This is a genomic window from Streptomyces sp. NPDC001056, from assembly GCF_053598955.1.
This window is the reverse complement of record NZ_JBSFLI010000001.1, coordinates 125,551-146,231: the sequence shown is the minus strand read 5'-3', so window position 1 is coordinate 146,231 and position 20,681 is coordinate 125,551. Positions and strand designations below refer to the sequence as shown.

19 protein-coding genes and 1 pseudogene are annotated in these 20,681 nt (G+C 70.7%); 15 read left to right on the top strand and 5 right to left on the bottom strand.

Going from position 1 to position 20,681, the window contains the following annotated elements:
• The first annotated feature begins 121 nt into the window (after positions 1-121).
• From ACWDD7_RS00665 to ACWDD7_RS00635, 7 genes are all read left to right on the top strand, one after another.
• Complete coding sequence (locus tag ACWDD7_RS00665; protein WP_450455457.1) at positions 122-1,153, top strand: MraY family glycosyltransferase; 1,032 nt, start codon at positions 122-124, stop codon at positions 1,151-1,153.
• Positions 1,154-1,247: 94 nt separating this feature from the next.
• A complete protein-coding gene (gene dnaK, locus ACWDD7_RS00660) occupies positions 1,248-3,077 on the top strand; it encodes a molecular chaperone DnaK (protein WP_351868942.1) in 1,830 nt (609 codons plus the stop codon).
• Positions 3,074-3,748, top strand: coding sequence for a nucleotide exchange factor GrpE (gene grpE, locus ACWDD7_RS00655; RefSeq protein ID WP_450455454.1), 675 nt, complete (start codon positions 3,074-3,076; stop codon positions 3,746-3,748). Before dnaK ends, grpE begins: the two co-directional genes overlap by 4 nt.
• A gap of 36 nt (positions 3,749-3,784) precedes the next feature.
• The gene (gene dnaJ / locus ACWDD7_RS00650) at positions 3,785-4,960 is read left to right on the top strand and encodes a molecular chaperone DnaJ (protein ID WP_450455452.1); all 1,176 of its coding nucleotides are present in this window, start codon (positions 3,785-3,787) and stop codon (positions 4,958-4,960) included.
• A gap of 5 nt (positions 4,961-4,965) precedes the next feature.
• Complete coding sequence (locus tag ACWDD7_RS00645) at positions 4,966-5,421, top strand: heat shock protein transcriptional repressor HspR (protein WP_285556871.1); 456 nt, start codon at positions 4,966-4,968, stop codon at positions 5,419-5,421.
• Positions 5,422-5,726: 305 nt separating this feature from the next.
• On the top strand, positions 5,727-6,833 hold the full coding sequence (locus tag ACWDD7_RS00640) for a sugar ABC transporter substrate-binding protein (RefSeq protein WP_450455448.1): 1,107 nt from the start codon (positions 5,727-5,729) through the stop codon (positions 6,831-6,833).
• Between the two features lie 208 nt (positions 6,834-7,041).
• Positions 7,042-8,058, top strand: coding sequence for a helix-turn-helix transcriptional regulator (locus ACWDD7_RS00635; protein ID WP_351868952.1), 1,017 nt, complete (start codon positions 7,042-7,044; stop codon positions 8,056-8,058).
• Between the two features lie 51 nt (positions 8,059-8,109).
• Here ACWDD7_RS00635 and ACWDD7_RS00630 read toward each other — a convergent pair whose 3' ends face one another.
• Positions 8,110-9,120, bottom strand: a complete 1,011-nt coding sequence (locus tag ACWDD7_RS00630) for a helix-turn-helix transcriptional regulator (RefSeq protein WP_351868954.1) — start codon at positions 9,118-9,120, stop codon at positions 8,110-8,112.
• A 105-nt stretch (positions 9,121-9,225) separates the two neighbouring features.
• Between ACWDD7_RS00630 and ACWDD7_RS00625 the strand changes: the two genes are divergently transcribed.
• Together ACWDD7_RS00625 and ACWDD7_RS00620 are read left to right on the top strand one after the other, a co-directional pair.
• Positions 9,226-9,504: a hypothetical protein gene (locus tag ACWDD7_RS00625; protein ID WP_450455445.1), complete on the top strand. Its 279-nt coding sequence runs from the start codon at positions 9,226-9,228 to the stop codon at positions 9,502-9,504.
• 1 nt (position 9,505) lies between these two features.
• On the top strand, positions 9,506-9,841 hold the full coding sequence (locus tag ACWDD7_RS00620; RefSeq protein ID WP_285556881.1) for a Rieske (2Fe-2S) protein: 336 nt from the start codon (positions 9,506-9,508) through the stop codon (positions 9,839-9,841).
• A 181-nt stretch (positions 9,842-10,022) separates the two neighbouring features.
• Here the strand turns inward: ACWDD7_RS00620 and ACWDD7_RS00615 are convergent, their stop codons facing one another.
• On the bottom strand, positions 10,023-10,436 hold the full coding sequence (locus ACWDD7_RS00615; RefSeq protein ID WP_351868959.1) for a pyridoxamine 5'-phosphate oxidase family protein: 414 nt from the start codon (positions 10,434-10,436) through the stop codon (positions 10,023-10,025).
• Between the two features lie 123 nt (positions 10,437-10,559).
• Here ACWDD7_RS00615 and clpB point away from each other — a divergent pair, with 123 nt between their 5' ends.
• On the top strand, positions 10,560-13,157 hold the full coding sequence (clpB, locus tag ACWDD7_RS00610; protein ID WP_450455442.1) for an ATP-dependent chaperone ClpB: 2,598 nt from the start codon (positions 10,560-10,562) through the stop codon (positions 13,155-13,157).
• Between the two features lie 3 nt (positions 13,158-13,160).
• Here clpB and ACWDD7_RS00605 read toward each other — a convergent pair whose 3' ends face one another.
• Positions 13,161-13,631: a hypothetical protein gene (locus ACWDD7_RS00605; protein ID WP_450455440.1), complete on the bottom strand. Its 471-nt coding sequence runs from the start codon at positions 13,629-13,631 to the stop codon at positions 13,161-13,163.
• A gap of 141 nt (positions 13,632-13,772) precedes the next feature.
• Between ACWDD7_RS00605 and ACWDD7_RS00600 the strand changes: the two genes are divergently transcribed.
• Complete coding sequence (locus ACWDD7_RS00600) at positions 13,773-14,333, top strand: YbjN domain-containing protein (RefSeq protein ID WP_351868966.1); 561 nt, start codon at positions 13,773-13,775, stop codon at positions 14,331-14,333.
• A gap of 14 nt (positions 14,334-14,347) precedes the next feature.
• Here ACWDD7_RS00600 and ACWDD7_RS00595 read toward each other — a convergent pair whose 3' ends face one another.
• Together ACWDD7_RS00595 and ACWDD7_RS00590 are read right to left on the bottom strand one after the other, a co-directional pair.
• Positions 14,348-15,532: a hypothetical protein gene (locus tag ACWDD7_RS00595; protein ID WP_450455438.1), complete on the bottom strand. Its 1,185-nt coding sequence runs from the start codon at positions 15,530-15,532 to the stop codon at positions 14,348-14,350.
• A 70-nt stretch (positions 15,533-15,602) separates the two neighbouring features.
• Positions 15,603-16,034, bottom strand: a pseudogene (locus ACWDD7_RS00590) (aminotransferase class I/II-fold pyridoxal phosphate-dependent enzyme); the annotation flags it as partial.
• A gap of 614 nt (positions 16,035-16,648) precedes the next feature.
• Here ACWDD7_RS00590 and ACWDD7_RS00585 point away from each other — a divergent pair.
• From ACWDD7_RS00585 to ACWDD7_RS00570, 4 genes are all read left to right on the top strand, one after another.
• Complete coding sequence (locus ACWDD7_RS00585) at positions 16,649-18,742, top strand: hypothetical protein (RefSeq protein ID WP_450455436.1); 2,094 nt, start codon at positions 16,649-16,651, stop codon at positions 18,740-18,742.
• A 119-nt stretch (positions 18,743-18,861) separates the two neighbouring features.
• Positions 18,862-19,608 (top strand): UPF0158 family protein, encoded by a 747-nt coding sequence (locus ACWDD7_RS00580; protein ID WP_450455434.1) that lies wholly within the window; start codon positions 18,862-18,864, stop codon positions 19,606-19,608.
• A gap of 170 nt (positions 19,609-19,778) precedes the next feature.
• Positions 19,779-20,264: a hypothetical protein gene (locus tag ACWDD7_RS00575; RefSeq protein ID WP_061927666.1), complete on the top strand. Its 486-nt coding sequence runs from the start codon at positions 19,779-19,781 to the stop codon at positions 20,262-20,264.
• Entirely contained in the window at positions 20,261-20,611 is a 351-nt protein-coding gene (locus ACWDD7_RS00570) for a hypothetical protein (protein WP_450455432.1), read from the top strand. Before ACWDD7_RS00575 ends, ACWDD7_RS00570 begins: the two co-directional genes overlap by 4 nt.
• The last annotated feature ends 70 nt before the right edge of the window (positions 20,612-20,681 follow it).

Below are 20,681 nucleotides of genomic sequence, written 5' to 3'. Positions count from 1 at the left end.
GGGGAGCGCGGGGTGATATGGGTCGCTGAGGGGCCGCCCATGGTGACCTGTCGATCACCCGCTGGGCAATCTGATCGTGTTATTCATCCCGAATTGCTACTTTCGCCTCTACCTTAGAGCCGTGCTCTACGGGATCGCCGCGGCCTCAGCCGCCCTGCTGCTCACCGCCGTCCTCGCGGCACTGCTCCGGGTGCCCGCACGGCGGGCGGGAGTCGTCGACCGGCGCCGACAGCGCCCCCTTCCCCTGCTCGGCGGCCTCGCCGTCGCCGTCGTCACCTCGCTGGTCGCCTGGACGGGTGAATGGACCCGGGTCGCCCCCCTGGGCGAGGGGGTGGGCGGCCTCCTCCTCGCCGCCGTCGGGGTCGCCGCGCTCGGCCTGGTCGCCGACGTCTGGCGGCTGCGCGGCCGTGTGATCGCCGCCGGTACGGCCGTGGCGGCGGCCTGCGTGGTGCCGTACGACGAGACGGGCGTGGCCGGGGGTGTGCTCGCGGTGGCCGGGATCGTCGTCGTCACGCTCGCCTTCCGGGGGCTCGACCACGCGGACGGGCTGGCCGGGACCGTCGGCGTGGTGACCGCCTTCGGTGCGGGCGTCTGCGCCGCCATCGAGGTGATGGACGGGCTCGCCGTCCTGCTCAGCGTGTTCGCCGCCGCCCTGACCGGCTTCCTGATGCACAACTGGCATCCCGCGCGGGTCGGACTCGGCGCCTGCGGCTCCTTGTTCACCGGCTTCCTGCTCTCCTCCGCGGTCGTCTTCACCCGCGCGGGGTACGCGATCGGGCCGAGCGCGGCGGTCCTGTTCTGTCTCGGCGCCGTCGCCCTCGCGGACGCCGGCCTGGTGGTGCTCGTACGGCTGCTCGGGCGTCGTCCGCTGCTGCGGCGCGGCCCGGACCACCTGGTGCACCGGCTGCGGCGGCTCGGGCTCACCCAGCCGGGTGCCGTGGTGCTGCTCGGGGCGGGCTCCTTCGCCGCGGTGCTCGCCGGGGTGCTCGTGCACGCCGGGTGGGCGGGGGAGGGATCCGTCCTGTGGGTGGCGGGAGGAGCGGTGCTCGTGGTGCTCGTACTCCTGAGGGCGCCTGTTCGGATCCCGGTGCAGCGACCCCGCCGTATGGCATCGACGCAGGTCAGCGGGCAGTTGCGTGTAAGGAACGGATAAGACTTGAGTCTGGATGACTCAGGTCTGTTGACCCCAGCGCCCCGCTCGTGCACACTTGAGCCTGTTCCACTCAAGTCAGCTGGAGGAATCAACCATGGCACGTGCGGTCGGCATCGACCTGGGCACGACTAACTCCGTCGTCAGCGTTCTGGAGGGCGGCGAGCCCACCGTCATCACCAACGCCGAGGGTGCCAGGACCACGCCGTCCGTCGTCGCCTTCGCGAAGAACGGCGAGGTGCTCGTCGGTGAGGTCGCCAAGCGGCAGGCCGTCACCAACGTGGACCGGACCATCCGGTCCGTGAAGCGCCACATGGGCACCGACTGGAAGATCCAGCTGGACGGGAAGGACTTCAACCCCCAGCAGATCTCCGCCTTCATCCTGCAGAAGCTGAAGCGGGACGCCGAGGCCTACCTGGGCGAGAAGGTGACCGACGCGGTCATCACCGTCCCGGCGTACTTCAACGACTCCGAGCGCCAGGCCACCAAGGAGGCCGGCGAGATCGCGGGCCTGAACGTCCTGCGCATCGTCAACGAGCCGACCGCCGCCGCGCTGGCGTACGGCCTCGACAAGGACGACCAGACGATCCTCGTCTTCGACCTCGGTGGCGGCACCTTCGACGTGTCCCTCCTGGAGATCGGCGACGGCGTCGTCGAGGTGAAGGCCACCAACGGTGACAACCACCTCGGTGGTGACGACTGGGACCAGCGCGTCGTCGACTACCTGGTCAAGCAGTTCCACTCCGGCCACGGCGTGGACCTGTCCAAGGACAAGATGGCCCTCCAGCGCCTCCGCGAGGCCGCCGAGAAGGCCAAGATCGAGCTGTCCTCCTCCACCGAGACCTCGATCAACCTGCCGTACATCACGGCGTCCGCCGAGGGCCCGCTGCACCTGGACGAGAAGCTCACCCGCGCCCAGTTCCAGCAGCTGACCGCCGACCTGCTGGAGCGCTGCAAGACGCCGTTCCACAACGTCATCAAGGACGCCGGCATCTCGATCAACGAGATCGACCACGTCGTCCTCGTCGGTGGCTCCACCCGTATGCCCGCCGTGGCCGAGCTCGTCAAGGAGCTGACCGGCGGCAAGGAGGCCAACAAGGGCGTCAACCCGGACGAGGTCGTCGCCATCGGCGCCTCGCTCCAGGCCGGTGTCCTCAAGGGCGAGGTCAAGGACGTCCTGCTGCTCGACGTCACCCCGCTGTCCCTCGGTATCGAGACCAAGGGCGGCATCATGACCAAGCTGATCGAGCGCAACACCACGATCCCGACCAAGCGCTCCGAGATCTTCACCACGGCCGAGGACAACCAGCCGTCCGTGCAGATCCAGGTCTACCAGGGCGAGCGCGAGATCGCGGCGTACAACAAGAAGCTCGGCATGTTCGAGCTGACCGGTCTGCCGCCGGCGCCCCGCGGCGTCCCGCAGATCGAGGTCTCCTTCGACATCGACGCCAACGGCATCATGCACGTCACGGCGAAGGACCTCGGCACCGGCAAGGAGCAGAAGATGACCGTCACCGGCGGCTCTTCCCTCCCGAAGGACGAGGTCGACCGCATGCGCGAGGAGGCCGAGCGCTACGCGGAGGAGGACCACAAGCGCCGCGAGGCCGCCGAGACCCGCAACCAGGGCGAGCAGCTCGTCTACCAGACCGAGAAGTTCCTCAAGGACAACGAGGACAAGGTCCCGGGCGAGGTCAAGACCGAGGTGGAGTCCGCGATCGCCGAGCTGAAGGAGAAGCTCAAGGGCGAGGACACCGCCGAGATCCGCACCGCCACCGAGAAGGTCGCGGCCGTCTCGCAGAAGCTCGGCCAGGCCATGTACGCCGACGCCCAGGCCGCGGGTGCCGGTGACGCCGGCCAGGCCAAGGCCGACGACGACGTCGTGGACGCCGAGATCGTGGACGACGAGCGCAAGGACGGTGCCGCGTGACGGAGGAGACCCCGGGCTTCGAGGAGAAGCCCGACGTCCCCTCCGGCGCCACCTCCGACGACGCCGAGCCGAAGGCCGCCCCCAAGGAGGGGGCGGCCCCGGCCGGGGACGCGAACGCAGACGCAGGTCTGGTCGCCCAGCTGGACCAGGTGCGTACCGCGCTGAACGAGCGCACGGCGGACCTCCAGCGGCTCCAGGCCGAGTACCAGAACTACCGCCGCCGGGTCGAGCGGGACCGGGTCACGGTCAAGGAGATCGCCGTCGCGAACCTCCTGACCGAGCTGCTGCCCGTGCTCGACGACATCGGCCGCGCGCGGGAACACGGCGAACTGGTCGGCGGCTTCAAGTCGGTGGCCGAGTCGACGGAGACCGTGGCGGCCAAGCTGGGCCTCCAGCAGTTCGGCAAGGAGGGCGAGCCCTTCGACCCGACCATCCACGAGGCCCTGATGCACAGCTACGCGCCGGACGTCACCGAGACGACCTGCGTGGCGATCCTGCAGCCCGGGTACCGCATCGGCGAGCGCACCATCCGCCCCGCGCGGGTGGCCGTGGCCGAGCCGCAGCCGGGCGCGCAGGCCGCGAAGTCGGACAAGGCGGTCAAGGCCGAGGGCGCCGAGGAGAAGCCCGAGGCGGCCGACGACAAGGAGAACGGTGGCCCGGACGAGGGCTGACGTCATCACAGCGGACGGGAAGGAGGGACGTCGGGGATGAGCACCAAGGACTTCATCGAGAAGGACTTTTACAAGGTCCTCGGCGTCCCCAAGGACGCCACCGAGGCCGAGATCAAGAAGGCGTACCGGAAGCTCGCGCGCGAGTTCCACCCGGACGCCAACAAGGGCAACGCCAAGGCCGAGGAGCGCTTCAAGGAGATCTCCGAGGCGAACGACGTCCTCGGCGACCCCAAGAAGCGCAAGGAGTACGACGAGGCGCGCGCCCTGTTCGGCAACGGCGGCTTCCGCCCCGGGCCGGGCGCGGGCGGCGGCAGCTTCAACTTCGACCTGGGCGACCTCTTCGGAGGCGCCGGCACCGCCCAGGGCGGTGGCTTCGGCGGCGGACTCGGTGACGTCTTCGGGGGCCTGTTCAACCGCGGCGGCGCGGGCGGGGCGACCCGTGCGCAGCCGCGCCGCGGCCAGGACGTGGACACCGAGGTCACCCTCAGCTTCACCGAGGCGATCGAGGGGGCCACGGTGCCGCTGCGGATGACCTCCCAGCAGCCCTGCAAGGCCTGTTCCGGCACCGGCGACAAGAACGGCACGCCCCGGGTGTGCCCGACCTGCGTCGGCACCGGCCAGATCGCCCGGGGCTCGGGCGGCGGCTTCTCGCTGACCGACCCCTGCCCCGACTGCAAGGGCCGCGGACTGATCGCGGAGAACCCCTGCCCGGACTGCAAGGGCAGCGGGCGCGCCAAGTCCTCGCGCACCATGCAGGTCCGCATCCCGGCGGGCGTCACCGACAAGCAGCGCATCCGGCTGCGCGGCAAGGGCGCCCCCGGCGAGCGGGGCGGCCCGGCGGGCGATCTGTACGTGACCGTGCACGTGGGCGAGCACCCGGTGTTCGGCCGCAAGGGCGACAACCTCACGGTGACCGTCCCGGTCACCTTCGCCGAGGCCGCGCTCGGCGGCGAGGTGCGGGTCCCGACCCTCGGCGGCCCGCCGGTCACCCTGAAGCTGCCCCCGGGCACTCCGAACGGCAGGACCATGCGGGCCCGCGGCAAGGGCGCGGTCCGCAAGGACGGCACCCGCGGGGACCTCCTGGTCACCGTCGAGGTGAGTGTTCCGGAGGACCTGTCGGGGAAGGCTCGTGACGCACTGGAGGCGTATCGCGAGGCGACCGCGGGCGAGGACCCGCGGGCGGAGCTGTTCGAGGCCGCGAAGGGAGCTTGAGAGTGATGGAAGGCCGCCGGCGCAACCCGTACGAACTGACCGAGGAGACCCCGGTCTACGTCATCTCGGTGGCGGCCCAGCTCTCCGGACTCCACCCGCAGACGCTGCGCCAGTACGACCGCCTGGGCCTGGTCTCCCCGGACCGCACCGCGGGCCGGGGCCGGCGCTACTCGGCCCGTGACATCGAACTGCTCCGCCAGGTGCAGCAGTTGTCGCAGGACGAGGGCATCAACCTGGCCGGCATCAAGCGCATCATCGAACTGGAGAACCAGGTCGCCGCGCTCCAGTCCCGCGTCGCGGAGCTGGAAGCGGCTCTGGACGGGGCGGCGGCCACCATGCGCCAGCGCGAGGCCGCCGTGCACGCCTCCTACCGCAGGGACCTGGTGCCCTATCAGGAGGTCCAGCAGACGAGCGCGCTGGTCGTCTGGCGGCCCAAGCGGCCCCAGCAGCAGGGCGACTGACCGCCCGTTTCACCACGCACGCCGAAGGGCCCGCGGACGCACCCCGTCCGCGGGCCCTTCGGCGCACCGGGACCCCGAGACACGGCCTTTTCTTTGCCGCCTCGTGAACACTCCTTGGATGGACGGTCCGTAAAGAGTGTTTGGAGAGGTTTCCGCATGGCTTTCACAAGATCGGCGGCGTGTAGTGTTGCGCACTCGTTAAGTAAGGCTCCTTGACGTCGGCTGTCGGCTCCGCGTTGTCTTTTCAGACACCTGGGTCCTGTAGCAGCGCCCACGTCCGAAACACACGTGAAGTGAGCCCTCGTATGCGTCGTATCGTCCTGTCCGTGGCCGCGTCCGCGGCGACCCTCTCGCTGGCCGGCTGCGGCGTACTGAACGCGACGGGGGACAGTACGAGCGCGAGCCCGGCCAAGGGCAACGACATCACCGTGGGCCTGCTGCTGCCGGAGACGACCAACACGCGCTACGAGAAGTTCGACTACCCCATCATCAAGAGCAAGGTCTCCGACCTCACCGCGAAGCAGGGCAAGGTCGCGTACGCGAACGCGAACGCCGACTCCGCCAAGCAGGCCGGGCAGATGCAGAAGATGATCGACGACAAGGTCGATGTGATCCTGCTCGACGCCGTCGACTCGCACGCCATCGCGGGCGAGGTGCGGAAGGCCAAGGACGCGGGTATCCCGGTCATCGCCTACGACCGCCTCGCCGAGGGCCCGATCACCGCCTACGTCTCCTTCGACAACGAACTCGTCGGCGAGGTGCAGGGCCGCTCGCTGCTGGACGCGCTGGGCTCGAACGCGGGCACCGCGACGAAGATCGTGATGATGAACGGCTCGCCCACCGACCCGAACGCCAAGCAGTTCAAGCAGGGCGCGCTGTCCGAGCTGAACGGCAAGGTGACCATCGCGGCCAGCTACGACACCACGGACTGGAAGCCGGAGATCGCCCAGGCCAACATGGCCAGGGCGATCAGCCAGCTCGGCGCGGGCAACATCGCGGGTGTGTACGCCGCGAACGACGGCATGGCGGGCGGCGTCATCAAGGCCCTGAAGGCCGCGGGCGTCACCAGCCTGCCCCCGATCACCGGCCAGGACGCGGAACTGGACGCCGTGCAGCGGGTGGTGGCGGGCGAGCAGTACATGAGCGTCTACAAGTCCTACCCGGACGAGGCCGAGGCCGCGGCGCAGATGGCCGTCTCCAAGGTCCAGGGCAAGGACATCCAGTTCGACGCCCTCACCGAGGACAAGGTGGACAGTCCCACCACCAAGGACATCCCGGCCAAGCTGGTCCAGGTGAGCGCCCTGACCCGCAAGACCATCAAGGAGACGGTCGTCGCGGACGGCATCTACACCGTCGGCGACATCTGCGTCCCCAAGGTCAAGGCGGAGTGCAACGCGATCGGCCTGAAGTAACTCCCCCCGGCGCGGCGGCCGGTGCCCGGGTCGTATCTGCCCGGCGCGGCCGCCGGCTTGCCGCGGTCCCAGGCCCGGAGCCTGGGAGATACCCCCGCAAGGCGGTGGTTAACGGCCGCCGGGGTGCGGGGAGCCGTGTTGCGGACCCGGGCGGCGCCACGCATAGTTGCGCTGCGGAAGTGGCAGCACACCGGGGGTGGAATGCGCGATGGCCGGGCGGAGGGCGGAGCAGCATCCTCACGGTGCCGACCGGCTGTGCGAGGCCGGGGACCGCGTGTACGCGCGGGCGGTGCGTCGCGGCCGGGTGCCGCGCGTCGAGGCCGAGGCGGTGCCCTGTCTGCTGGAGTTGGCGCTGCTGCACCCGGACCCCGACGACATGGACTGGCTGGTGCCCACCTCCCCGCAGGAGGTCATGACCCGGCTGCTGCGCGGGGTCCACGACGAGGTCAGCGAGAGCCAGCGCCGGGTGGGCTCGGCGGTGGCCGCCTTCGAGTGGTACGCCGGGCTCGGCCGGTTGCAGGCGCTCGCGGCGCCGGCCGGCGGCAGCGCCGTGCGGGTGCTGGACGGGCTGTCGCGGATCCAGGCCGCGATGGACGAGGCGACCGAGGCGTGCACCACCGAGGTGCTCACCGTGCAGCCGGGCGGCATCCGGCGGGAGGCGGAGCTGACCGAGGGCCTGCACCGGGCGCTCGCCCTGCGCGGGCGGGGTGTGCGGATGCGGGACCTGTACACGCACGTGGCCCGGCACGGGCAGGGGCTGCTCAACTACCTGGAGCTGATGGGCGACACGGTGGAGGCCCGCACCCTGGACGAGGTCATCGACCGGCTCATCCTCTTCGACCGCACCGTGGCCTTCATCCCGGCGAACGCCGACCGCACCATGGCCCTGGAGCTGCGCCACCCGGCGCTGGTGGAGTACCTGGTGACCGTCTTCGAGCGGCTGTGGCGGCTCGCCATCCCGCTCACCGCGCCGCTGCCGGACACTGGCATCGAGGGCATCTCGCACCGGGAGCAGTCCATCGCGGCGCTGCTCGCCGAGGGCCATCAGGACGCGGTGATCGCCGAGCGGCTCGGGATCAGCGTGCGCACCTGCCGCGCGCACATCGCCCGCCTCTCGGAGACGCTGGGCGCGGCGAGCCGTGCCCAACTCGGGGTGCGCATCGCCCAGGCGGGCCTGGACGGCAGCGGCCGGGGCGTGCCGACGGCGCGGGACGCCTCCCGGTGAGCCCCTGCCGCGACGCCGGGCAGGGGCCCGCACGGGGCCGGTGCGGCCGGCTCACTGGTCGCGTTCCAGCATGCCGGACTGGGCGATGAGGTAGCCGAGCTGGGCGCGGCTGCCGCTGCCCAGGGCCTGGGCCAGTTTGGCGATATGGGCGCGGCAGGTGCGCACGTTCATGCCGAGCCGGCGCGCGATGGCCTCGTCCACATGGCCTTCCACCAGGAGTTTGGCGATGGAGTGCTGGATCTCGGTGATGCCGTCGGGCGCGGTCTCGTACGGGGCGCCGGCGGTCAGCGGGACGGCGCGGTTCCACATGAACTCGAAGACCTTGATGAGGTAGCGGATGAGCCCGGGGTTGCGCAGTTCGAGGGCCACCTGCTGGTCGTCGCGCGTGGGGATGAAGGCGACCGACTCGTCGCAGATGATGAGCCGTTCGACCAGTTCGTCGATGGTGCGGTACTCGACCTTGCCGCTGGCCAGTTGGGCGACGTAGCCGAGTTGTTTGAGGTTGTAGCGGACGGTGTGCTGGTAGAGGGTGCGGATGTGCACGCCCCGGTCCACCAGGGCGGTGTCCCGCTCCAGGCCCTGGCGCACGTTGCGTTCGGTGAAGCGGTTGCTCGGCTGCACGGTGAGCATCGCGGTCTGGCACTGCGCGGTGGCCAGGTCGAGCGCGGCGTTGATGCGGTCGCTGCCCTCCAGGACCGTGATCGAATGGGTCGCGGACCCGGTCTGGCTGCTCAGCGCGAGGAACGGCTCGAATACGTCGGAGAGTTGCACGGCCCAGCGCCTGCGGTCGGCGATCTCGCGCTCGATGGGCGAAAGCCGCTGGGCCAGCGCCACCGCCGGCGGCACCGGGCGCAGCCAGTCGGGATCGTCCGGGTCGGGGTGGAGCAGGGCGAACTCCATCAGGCAGGGAGCCGACGCCACGTCAGCACGCGAGACACGCCCGGTACGCAGGGCGTTGGCGTAAAGTCGGCCCCCTTCCCCACACAGTTCGGTGACCGCATGGGGATGTGCCGTGTTGTGCTGATTTGAAGTCAAATCTCCACCCCCCAGGGTCCTGAACATGCAGGAACATGATGCACTGATTGTGTGGTCATGATGTGCCTGAATGAGCCATCGTCTTATCCGACGGGGGAAGAAGGGGACCTTCAAGTGAGGACGAAGTCGACCATGGGCAAGAAGATGATTCGCTCGGTGCTGGTCGCCACCTTCTCCGCCGTTGTGGCCCTTGGAGTGCTGAGTGGCCCCTTCGGTGCGAAGAGCGACGCGCGGGCGGACAGCAAGTGGCCGTCGGTGGCCACGCTCGACGCGAAGACCGAGGTGCGCGCGGACAGCAAGTGGCCTTCGGACAGCAAGTGGCCTTCGGACAGCAAGTGGCCTTCGGCGCCGGCGTCCACGACTGCGGTGACCGCGACGACGGTGGGCACGGCAGACGGTTCGGGGAGCTGATGTGACCATGCCTCCCGACGACCGCTCCTTCCGCCGTGAGATGGCCACCGCCTACCGCTCCGGCTGGCACTTCATCGATCTGGTGACCGCGATCCCCCACCCGGGAGACTCGCTGATGGTGACCGTCTTCGGTGAGCCGGTCGTCGTCACGCGCGACGAGGAGGAGGACGTCCGGGCCTACCGGTGCCTGCGCAAGCCGCGTGGGGCGCCCCAGCCGGTGCGGTGTGCCATACGGTACGGAATGATCTTTGTGAACCTGGACCAGAGGGATCACCGGCTCACCGAGCCGGTGGAGTCCGACCTCAGGACCATCTCAGCCACCCCCCGCAGTGCCTGACGCGATTCCCCCGTCGTAAAAGATCGCTCAGGTGCTTCCCCCCGCAGCGGCGTCACCGTGACCTGAACACGGTGACGCCGCTGTTGTTCGTGGCGACATATCGGGGTATGCGCCACGTCGCAGTGTGGCCGAATCCGATCGAACACGGCCGCCGTCGAATCGCTCGCGCCCGCCACCCCGTTCACCCCCGCCCCAGCGCTCGCTCCAGCGAGATCTCGATGACCACGCGGGAGGGGTTCGGCGAGGGCTCGCGCTCGTAGCGCTCGGCGTAGCGGCGTTCCGCCTCCCTGATCCGCGCCGGGTCCGTGGAGACCCGCGCCCGGCCCTCCAGTGTGGCCCAGCGGCGGCCGTCGACCTGGCAGACGGCGGCGAGCGCGCCGTCGGGGCCGGCGGCGCGCGCGTAGACCGCCTTCGCGCTGGAGCCGTTGCAGATCACCCGGGCAAGGCGCGCTTCGGGGTCGTATGTCACCCCGACCGGCACTACGTGCGGGCTGCCGTCCGGGCGGATGGTCGTCAGGGTGCACAGATGCCGCTCGCGCCAGAAGCGGAGATACGCGTCGTCCGGGGAACCCGGATCCACGGAGTAGGTCGCCATGCCCGGAAACCTAGTCGTAGGGCGGTGCGCGGGCAGCCTTGAGTGGAATAGACTCAACTTTATGTACGCTGGTTAAGTCAGCAGGGATGCAGGCAGAGGTATGTCGAGGAGGAGAAGGCACACGTGGACGCCGAGCTGACCAACAAGAGCCGGGACGCGATCAACGCGGCCAGCAACCGGGCCGTGACCGAGGGGCACCCGGACCTCACCCCCGCTCACCTGCTGCTGGCTCTGCTCCAGGGGCAGGACAACGAGAACATCACCGACCTGCTCGCCGCCGTCGACGCCGACCAGGCCGCGGTGCGCGCCGGCACGGAGAAGCTCCTCGCCTCGCTGCCCAGCGTGACCGGCTCCACCGTCGCGCCCCCGCAGCCCAACCGCGAGCTGCTGGCCGTGATCGCGGACGCGGGCGAGCGCGCGAAGGACCTCGGCGACGAGTACCTGTCGACCGAACACCTGCTCATCGGGGTCGCCGCCAAGGGCGGGGCCGCCGGTGAGCTGCTGAGGCGCCAGGGCGCCGAGGCGAAGAAGCTGCTGGAGGCCTTCAAGAAGGCCAGGGGAGGACGCCGCGTGACCACCGCCGACCCGGAGGGCCAGTACAAGGCCCTGGAGAAGTTCGGCACCGACTTCACCGCCGCCGCCCGCGAGGGCCGGCTCGACCCGGTCATCGGGCGGGACCAGGAGATCCGGCGGGTCGTGCAGGTGCTGAGCCGCCGTACGAAGAACAACCCCGTCCTCATCGGCGAGCCCGGCGTCGGCAAGACCGCCGTCGTGGAGGGGCTCGCCCAGCGCATCGTCAAGGGCGACGTGCCCGAGTCGCTGAAGGACAAGCGGCTGGTCGCGCTCGACCTCGGCGCGATGGTCGCCGGCGCCAAGTACCGCGGCGAGTTCGAGGAGCGGCTGAAGGCCGTGCTCGCCGAGATCAAGGACTCCGACGGGCAGATCATCACCTTCATCGACGAGCTGCACACGGTCGTCGGCGCGGGCGCGGGCGGCGACTCCGCGATGGACGCGGGCAACATGCTCAAGCCGATGCTCGCCCGCGGTGAGCTGCGCATGGTCGGCGCCACCACCCTGGACGAGTACCGCGAGCGGATCGAGAAGGACCCCGCCCTGGAGCGCCGCTTCCAGCAGGTGCTGGTCGCCGAGCCGACCGTCGAGGACACCATCGCGATCCTGCGCGGCCTCAAGGGCCGCTACGAGGCCCACCACAAGGTGCAGATCGCGGACAGCGCCCTGGTGGCCGCCGCGACCCTGTCCGACCGCTACATCACCTCCCGCTTCCTGCCCGACAAGGCCATCGACCTGGTGGACGAGGCGGCCTCCCGGCTGCGCATGGAGATCGACTCCTCGCCGGTCGAGATCGACGAACTCCAGCGCTCCGTCGACCGGTTGAAGATGGAGGAGCTGGCGATCGGCAAGGAGACCGACCCCGCTTCGCTCGCCCGGCTGGAGAAGCTGCGCCGCGATCTCGCCGACCGGGAGGAGGAGTTGCGGGGTCTGACCGCCCGCTGGGAGAAGGAGAAGCAGTCCCTCAACCGGGTCGGTGAGCTGAAGGAGAGGCTGGACGACCTGCGCGGCCAGGCCGAACGCGCCCAGCGCGACGGCGACTTCGACAAGGCCGCCAAGCTGCTCTACGGCGAGATCCCGCAGCTGGAGAAGGAGCTGGAGGCCGCCTCCGAGGCCGAGGAGGAGGCCGCCAGGGACACCATGGTCAAGGAGGAGGTCGGCGCCGACGACATCGCCGACGTCGTCGGGGCCTGGACCGGCATCCCCGCGGGCCGCCTGCTGGAGGGCGAGACGCAGAAGCTGCTGCGCATGGAGGACGAACTGGGCAAGCGGCTCATCGGCCAGAGCGAGGCCGTGCGCGCGGTCAGCGACGCGGTACGGCGCTCCCGGGCCGGTATCGCCGACCCCGACCGGCCCACCGGATCGTTCCTCTTCCTCGGCCCGACCGGCGTCGGCAAGACCGAACTGGCCAAGGCACTCGCCGACTTCCTCTTCGACGACGAGCGGGCCATGGTCCGCATCGACATGTCGGAGTACGGCGAGAAGCACAGCGTGGCCCGGCTGGTCGGCGCGCCTCCCGGGTACGTCGGCTACGAGGAGGGCGGCCAGCTCACCGAGGCGGTGCGCAGGCGCCCGTACAGCGTGGTGCTCCTGGACGAGGTGGAGAAGGCCCACCCGGAGGTCTTCGACATCCTGCTCCAGGTCCTGGACGACGGCCGCCTGACGGACGGCCAGGGCCGCACCGTCGACTTCCGCAACACCATCCTGGTGCTCACCTCCAACCTGGGCAGTCAGTTCCTGGTCGACCCGGTGGCGAGCGAGGAGGAGAAGAAGGAGCAGGTGCTGGAGGTCGTACGGGCGTCCTTCAAGCCGGAGTTCCTCAACCGCCTGGACGACCTGGTGGTGTTCTCCGCGCTGACCAAGCCGGAGCTGGAGCGGATCGCGGGGCTCCAGATCGCCCGGCTCGGCAAGCGGCTCGCCGAGCGCCGGCTCACCCTGGACGTCACGCCCGAGGCGCTGGCCTGGCTCGCGGAGGAGGGCATGGACCCGGCGTACGGCGCCCGGCCGCTGCGCCGCCTGGTGCAGACCGCGATCGGCGACCGGCTCGCCCGGGAGATCCTCGCCGGCGAGGTCAAGGACGGCGACACGGTCCGCGTGGACCGCTTCGGCGAGGGGCTGCTGGTGGGCCCGGCGACGGGCAAGACGCTGTGACGCTCACTCGGTGAAGGCCGCGAAGCGTACGAGGGCCCGGTCCGGGCCCTCGTACGTGATGTTCACCGTCACCGCGTCGGCGTAGGCGCCCGGGGGCGGCGGTGCCTCGGCCGAGTCCATGTTCACGCAGAGGTCGGCGCCGGGGTCGCACAGGTCGGTGCCGGGCTTCGGGCCGTACGGATAGGTGTCCGACAGCCACGCGCGTACGTCCGTACGGGGCATCCGGAACTCGGCGTCATACGTCGTGTCCATCCAGCTCTGCACGGTGCACCGCGTGTCGTACGCCTTCTTCGGCAGCTTCCCGCCGCCGAACGTCAGCGCCTGCGCGCACGACACCTTCTCCGGCGCCCCGCCCAGCGGATAGTCCGAGGTCGCGGCCCGGACCACCGTCACGACCACCCAGACCAGCACCAGCGCGGGGACCGCCAGGACCGCCGCGAGCAGCCACCATCCGGTCCGTCCCCGTGCCGCCACGCCCGTCCCCGTCCGTTCACCGGTCCGCCGCCCAGGCAGCGGATCATGTCAGCCAAAGACTGACAGGCCCCGTCAGGGCTTGCCACCCCCCTCCCCGCATGGTGGAGGATGGCGGGATCCGTACGAAGGGAAAAACACACGGTGAGCATCGACCCGTCCTCGATTCCGAACTTCGGGGGCCAGCCCGAGCCGCAGCCCCAGGGACCGGCCGGCCCCGTCCTCCCGGACCAGGACCTCGTGAAGCAGCTCCTGGAGCAGATGGAGCTGAAGTACGTCGTCGACGAGGAGGGTGACCTCGCGGCCCCCTGGGAGCAGTTCCGCACCTACTTCATGTTCCGCGGGGAGGCCGAGCACCAGGTCTTCTCGGTGCGGACCTTCTACGACCGTCCGCACCAGATCGAGGACAAGGCCCAGCTCCTCGAGTCGGTGGACGACTGGAACCGCCGCACCCTGTGGCCCAAGGTCTACACCCACACCCACGACGACGGCACGGTCCGCCTCATCGGCGAGGCCCAGATGCTGATCGGCACCGGCGTCGACATCAACCACTTCGTCTCCTCGACGGTCAGCTGGGTGCGGGCCGCGATCGAGTTCGACAAGTGGCTGGTCGAGCAGCTGGGCCTGGAGCAGGAGGTCGACGGGGCCGAGAAGCCGGAGGACGGCGAGGCCGGCTCCGACGCCGAGCCCGACTCCGGGGAGTAACCCCGCCGAGTCCGCTACAGCGGCGCGTGCCCCAGCACCAGCAGGTACGCGCCGTAGAGGTACGACAGCCCGGCCAGGGCCGCGACCACCACGGCCGCGTGCCAGGGCCGGGCTTTCGCCGTGCGCACCAGCGCGCGGGCCGGCGGCAGCAGCAGCGGGAAGGCCGGGAGCAGGAAGCGCGGCTTGGACTCGAAGATGCCCGATCCGCCGAGCACGACCAGCAGCAGCACCCCGCTGTAGACCAGCAGCGGCAGCGGCGGCCGGTCCAGGACCAGCAGCACGAACAGCACCACGCCCACGGCCACCAGCAGCAGCGCGATCGGGAACACCACCCGGCCGCCGTGCAGCAGCAGGGTGCGCACGAAGCGCAGCGAGTCGCGCCCGAGGTCGAAACGCGAGCCCCAGCGCGCCTGCACGTCGAAGTAGCCGCCCAGCAGATCGCCCCGGCGGTACCCGACCCACAGCAGGAACGCGGTCCAGCCGAGGGGGGCGAGCGCCGCGCCCGTCCACAGCCTGTGGGAAACCCGGCCGCGCCGCCGCCACACCTCGCAGCCGGCCGCGGCGAGCACGGCGGCGGCCACCGCGAACCCGTTCGGCCGCGCGAGCCCGGCGAACGCCGCCAGCGTCCCCGCCCACAGCCAGCGCCCGGTCAGCGCCGCGTACAGCGACCAGGCGGCGCACGCGGCGAGCACCGGCTCGGTGTACGCCATCGACAGCACCACCGAGTGCGGCAGCAGCCCCCACAGCAGCACCAGCGCGAGGCCCACGGCCCGTCCGTACAGCAGCGACCCCACCGCGTACAGGCCCGCCGCGGCCACCAGCGCCGCCGTCCAGGACACCAGCAGCCCGGCCGCGCCCCCGCCGAGCGTGCTCACCTCGCGCACCGCCCGCACCAGCGCCGGATACAGCGGGAAGAACGCCAGATCGCTGTAGCCGTGCCGGCCCAGGGCATGGCCGTACCCGTGCGCCGCGATGCCCAGGTACCAGACGGAGTCCCAGGAGCGGCCCAGCAGGGCGAGGACGGGCCGCCCGGCGGCTCCGGAGAGCAGGGTGAGGACGAGCGCGCCGGCGAGCCGCGCGCCGAGGAACAGTCCTACGGCGACGCCGCTCGCCCGGAGCAGGGAGGCGCGGGCGCGCTCCCCGGGCGCGGGTCCGGGTGCGGTGACGGGCGGAGCGAGAACGGTGCCGGCATGGGTCACACCTCCGCACTGTGCAAGGATCCGCCCCCGGATGCGAGCAGGGCACGGCCAACCGGCGGCGAACCGTCCCTCACATGGCCCGCAAGCGCTCCGCCGCCTCGCGCAGCACGTCCTCGCGCTTGCAGAACGCGAAGCGCACGAACGGGGCGCCCGCCTCGCGGTCGTCGTAGAAGACGGCGTTGGGGATGGCCACCACGCCGGCGCGTTCGGGCAGGGCGCGGCAGAAGGCGAAGCCGTCCTTCTCGCCGAGGGGGCGGATGTCGGTGGTGACGAAGTAGGTGCCGGCGGGGCGGAACACCTCGAAGCCGGCCGCCGCGAGGCCGGCCGACAGGATGTCCCGGCGCTCCCGCGTGGAGCGGCGGAACGCGTCGTAGTAGGAGTCGGGCAGGGCGAGGGCCTCGGCGACCGCGTACTGGAAGGGGCCGGAGGAGACGTAGGTGAGGAACTGCTTGGCCGCGCGGACCGCGCTGACCAGGGCGGGCGCGGCGGTCACCCAGGCCACTCCTCGTTGGCCAACCTATTTGTCTGTCGTGCGACAGACCCCGCTGCGGATCTTCGGCACCGCTGGTGAGCCGGCCACACAACCTGCCCGGACCGGTATGGGGCCGCACCGTTGGCTCGGTGACGCGGCACTGTCCGTCGCATCCTGACCACACGCGGGAAGGAGCCGTCCATGAGCGTCGACGTGATCGTGCACACCGAGTTCCCCAAGGGGTAAACGGTCCTGTTCGGGGCCGACGGAAAGCTGATCACGACTCCGCGGAGCTTCGAGCACTCAAGCACGATCAAGTCGATGCAGTACGACACGATCGTGTCCCTCGGACGCCATGCGAAGACAGCCTCCGATGTCTACACCCTCGACGAACTCTCGTGCCCGGAGCCCGAGGCGGACGCCCGCTGACGAGGACTCCCGGTGCGGCCGGTCCGTTGCGATGAGTCCGTGCGGCGAAGCCCGGTTCCTCGCACGGAGGTTCAATGCCGCGGTCGCCTGGGGGTGACAACCACCATGTACGACCCTTGCGGTAGCAGGCTGCTCGCCCTCAGCCGAGTTGCCGGCCCCGGAGGGGCGATAGCGTGGGGCGGCAAGGACTGCTGCTGACAGGGTGGGCGAATTTCATGCGGACGCGGTTCGAACCCGAGGCCGAGGAAGAGTTCGAGGCGGCGTGCGGGCTGCTGGTCGACCGCCTCGTCAGGTGGGCCGGGGAGCAGGCGCTGCCGGTGGACGGGTTCACGGCTGAGATGGCGCTGGACTACCGGCACCGGGCGACTGTCGACGGCCGACTGGGACTGTGGGAGTCGCGCCACGTGGAGGAACTGCTCCTCTCCTGGCTTCCCGAGCAGGTCACCGAAGGTCCCGGGGAGGAGCACGCCGACGCCCCGGGCACACTGCGCACGCTGCTGCGCTATCTGCACGCCACGCAGTTGGCGGACCCGCGCGGCCCCGCCCTTGAGGACTCCCTCGCGGCGGTCGACGCGACGGCGGGGCAGTATCCGGCGGCGATGGCGGACCACACCCGCTGGGGGATGGCGAAGTTCTGGGCCATGACAGCCGCCGAGCAGGGCGTGGACGTCCTGGACGGGGCGGCGTTGCAGCGCTTCGCGGAGCGGGCGCAGCGTGGTGAGGTCGTCTACGACCAGCGGGTCCTCGATACGATCATGGAGCGGCGGCTGACCGGCAACACACTGCACGGTGTCGCGCGGGCCGAGCCGCAGCTGCCTGTGGTGCTCCCCCCGGACGGCGAGCTGCGTCGACGGGCCGAGGCACTGGCGATTCTCGCGCAGTTGCGGGGACTCGCCGAGTGGGCGGGACGCGACGGCCGCGCGGTGACGGCGGCGGGGCGGCTGCGGATGGCAGATGCCCGTGAGCTGGTGGATGTACTGGACACCGGCGACAAGGCCGAAGGGGTGCGCTCTTCGGCCGACCTGCTGCGGCTGGGCCTGCTGGTGGAGTGGGCGAAGAAGGCGCGGCTGGTCCGGGTGGCCAAGGGGCGTCTGTACGCGGTGGCCAAGGCGCGGCCGGTACTGGCCGACCCGCTGCAGCTGTGGCTGCGCGCCTTCGACGCGTGCTTCGAGCTGCGGCAGGCCCTGATCGGCCCGCGGAGCGGCTGGCACGTGGAGTCGATGCTCTTCGACGTCTACGAGGACATCCTGGATGATGTGTTGAACACGCTCTACAGCCTGCCGTACCCGATGCCGTGGCCGCGGCTGCGTGACTCCGTACACCTGGCCTATCGGGCCCGCTTCCAGCTGGACGGTGGGTCGGATCTCCGGCACCGGATGTGGTTCGAGCACGCCGACCGGGACCTGCGCACGGTACTCGATCTGCTGGACGACCTGGGCGCGATCCAGCGTGACCGCGGGATGGCCGACCCGGTGTTCCTGGACGTCGACCTCTCCGATTCCGGACCCGAGCTGCCCGCGGGCATGCCGCCGGAGCTCGCGGAGCTGCTGGGCGTCGCGGGGGCGGCAACGGACCCGGCGGCGCGGGAGCGTGTCGATGCCCGGCGGGAGGAGCTGACCGCCGGGCCGGTCGAACTCATCCGTCTCACCGAGCTCGGTACCCGGGCCGTACGACAGCGGCTGCTGGCGGTCGGCAGGGATGCACCGCTGGTGGGTGAACTGGCCCAGGCGCCGGCGGCCGGCCTGCTGGGGGTGCTGGCCGAGGACTACGACCCGGATGCCGCCCGCACGGAGCTGGCCGGCTGGATCACGGCACGCGGCGGGCGGGAAGGTGCCCTGCGGCAACTGACCGACGCCGTAAGGACCATGACCTTCCGCACGCGAGCGCAGGCCATGCTCGATGTGCTGCTGGCGGCGTTGCCGGACGGTGAGGGCGAGCGGCTGCTGCGCACGCTGCGGCGAGACACACAACTGGCGCCGCTGGCGCTGAACGCGCTGGCGCACCGTGAGTTGCTGTCCCCGGAGGACATGACCGATGCCGAGCATCTGCTGGTGCTCGCCGAGAGCCTGCTTCAGCTCGTGGAACTGGCGGGCGGCGGGGACAGCGCCGAGAAGACGCTGCGTGCCCAGGGCCCCCAGGCCAGGGACGCGGTTGCCGCCGCGTTGGACTCCACGCACCCGGACCGGGCCGCACTCGACGAGCTCAGGCAGCTGGCGGCACGGGCACTGGGTACCCACGGCGCCCGCATCGGCCGCACCCGGAAGGTTCGGCGCCCCTCAGGTAAGAGCGGCCGCAAGCGGCGCCGCTGACCGGGCGACTCCGCCTGGCCCCGAGACGTCGGGTGCGCCGACACCGGCACGGAGCCGGGCGTCGGGAAACCGATGGGCCCCGGCGTCGTATGTCTTGGTGGCGCGTTACCGTCGGGGTCGTGGTTGAGGGATGGGGCGAGGACGGACTGCGGGCCCTGCGTGGCGCGCTCCACGCGCGGGACGGGGTGGCGCTGCTGGCGGCGTTGCGTCGTGGACCCGAGCGTGAGGTGCTCCAGCTGGCCGGCGACGGTGTGGCCGGGGCCGCGGCGCAGGGCCTGCCGGATGCTGCGGAGATGGCGGCCTTGTTTCTCGGCGCGCTCCAGGAGCGTGGCTTCCGGGGCGATGGGGAGCTGGCGGACCGGTTGTGCGCGGCCACGGGAGACGCGGCGATCCCCCTCCTGCGTCCGCTCGCGGTCGATCTGGAGCTGCTCGCCATGCTGCTGGAGGGTGACCCGGCCGAGTCCGGTGGCCGGATCGATCTGTCCACCGGGGAGTGCCGGCCCGCGTTCACCGATGAGCTGGGGCCTGGGCCCGAGACCGAGGAGGACGACGATCCGGAGCGATGGCTGTACGTGCCGCCTCTGGGGTCCAGGGCCGGTTACCGGGACATGGAGCTGTTCATCGAGGAGGTGGAGGACGCCGGTCTTGCCGACCGGCTGCGGATCGCCATCGGCGGGCGGGGCGCCTTCCGGCGCTTCAAGGACGTCCTCGCTGTTCACGAGCGCTCCTGGAGCCGCTATAACCGGTTCTGCGACGAGCGGCAGCGCGGCCGGGCCCGTGCCTGGCTGGCCGAGGAGGGCTACTGCCCGCACATCGTCTTCCGCGTAGAGCCCAGCTCGGGTTCGTATCCTCCGGGGCCGGTATGACTCTTCGCTTGTTTCCTGGCTCCGCGTCGGGCCGGGTCGGTTCCCCCCGGTGAACTCGTTGCAGCAGCAGCAGCGTCGGAGTGAGCGGGTCCTGTCGCAGGAGTGGGGCTTTCAGCTGCTATCCACGTCGCGCGCTAGAAATCAGAACACAATCAGAGTACAGTCTGAGTATGAGCATCGCGCCCTTGGCATTCGAATCGGAGTCCGTCTCGTTCACCGATCTGTCGCGGAACCCGAAGGCTGTCGCGGCCAGGGCCGCCGCTCTGGGATGTCTGCGTGTCACGCACCGAGACGCGCCCGACATGGTGTTGACAACGGCCATATATGCAGAGCGCGCTGAGGAAAACCTGACCACGGCGTCCCGGCTGTTCCTCGCACTGTTGAAGCAGGACGACGGTGCCAAGTCGCTTTTGCTCGCGCTGCCCGAGGTGTTCCCGTGGGTGCGCCATCTGGACGCGGAGGAAGTCCGGGAATTCACTGTCGAGCTTCTGGAAGCGCTGTCCGACGCTGCTGAACTGGGCGCCAGGGAGGCTGTGCACCGGGCGATCGTCTCGTGGCGGGCCACTGCCCGCATTAACGCCGATCCTGACCAGCTCAGGGAAGCGCTCCGTCCGCTCGGTGACGTCGACCTCGGCCCCGTCGAGGTGCACGAGTGAGCCCGAAGAAAGGCGATCGGGTCAGTGTTCCTCCGCTGAGCGGCTGGAACGTCATTTACGGCACGACGGAAGCCGCGACCGGTTGGGAGGAGCTGTGCCGGGTGGCGTTGCCGAACGCGCATCGCTGCCTGGAAGCCCTTCGCGCAGACCCGCTGTCGCGGGCCAACTGGAACCGTCAGCACCAGCTCCGCGGCAGGCACGCCACCAGGGAATGGAAGGGCTCCGAGCTGGAGCAGTGGGAGTACGAGATCACCAGCGCCGGCCGGGTCCGCTACCTGGTCAGCCCGGACACCTCGACTGTGATCCTTGTGTACGCCTCCCCGCGACACCCGAAGGACACCGAATAGCCTCCGGTGTTTCGCCCGTGCGGAAGGCGAGGCGAACCGGGGCGCGGGTTGCGATGGGCTCTTGCGGTGC

What these genes read in the sequence shown, in the direction of transcription:
- dnaK (WP_351868942.1), top strand. Translation starts at nt 1,248, where the DNA reads ATGGCACGTGCGGTCGGCATCGACCTGGGCACGACTAACTCCGTCGTC.
- dnaJ (WP_450455452.1), top strand. Translation starts at nt 3,785, where the DNA reads ATGAGCACCAAGGACTTCATCGAGAAGGACTTTTACAAGGTCCTCGGC.
- ACWDD7_RS00645 (WP_285556871.1), top strand. Translation starts at nt 4,966, where the DNA reads ATGGAAGGCCGCCGGCGCAACCCGTACGAACTGACCGAGGAGACCCCG.
- ACWDD7_RS00640 (WP_450455448.1), top strand. Translation starts at nt 5,727, where the DNA reads ATGCGTCGTATCGTCCTGTCCGTGGCCGCGTCCGCGGCGACCCTCTCG.
- ACWDD7_RS00635 (WP_351868952.1), top strand. Translation starts at nt 7,042, where the DNA reads ATGGCCGGGCGGAGGGCGGAGCAGCATCCTCACGGTGCCGACCGGCTG.
- ACWDD7_RS00630 (WP_351868954.1), bottom strand. Translation starts at nt 9,120, where the DNA reads ATGTTCAGGACCCTGGGGGGTGGAGATTTGACTTCAAATCAGCACAAC.
- ACWDD7_RS00625 (WP_450455445.1), top strand. Translation starts at nt 9,226, where the DNA reads ATGGGCAAGAAGATGATTCGCTCGGTGCTGGTCGCCACCTTCTCCGCC.
- ACWDD7_RS00615 (WP_351868959.1), bottom strand. Translation starts at nt 10,436, where the DNA reads ATGGCGACCTACTCCGTGGATCCGGGTTCCCCGGACGACGCGTATCTC.
- ACWDD7_RS00585 (WP_450455436.1), top strand. Translation starts at nt 16,649, where the DNA reads ATGCGGACGCGGTTCGAACCCGAGGCCGAGGAAGAGTTCGAGGCGGCG.
- ACWDD7_RS00575 (WP_061927666.1), top strand. Translation starts at nt 19,779, where the DNA reads ATGAGCATCGCGCCCTTGGCATTCGAATCGGAGTCCGTCTCGTTCACC.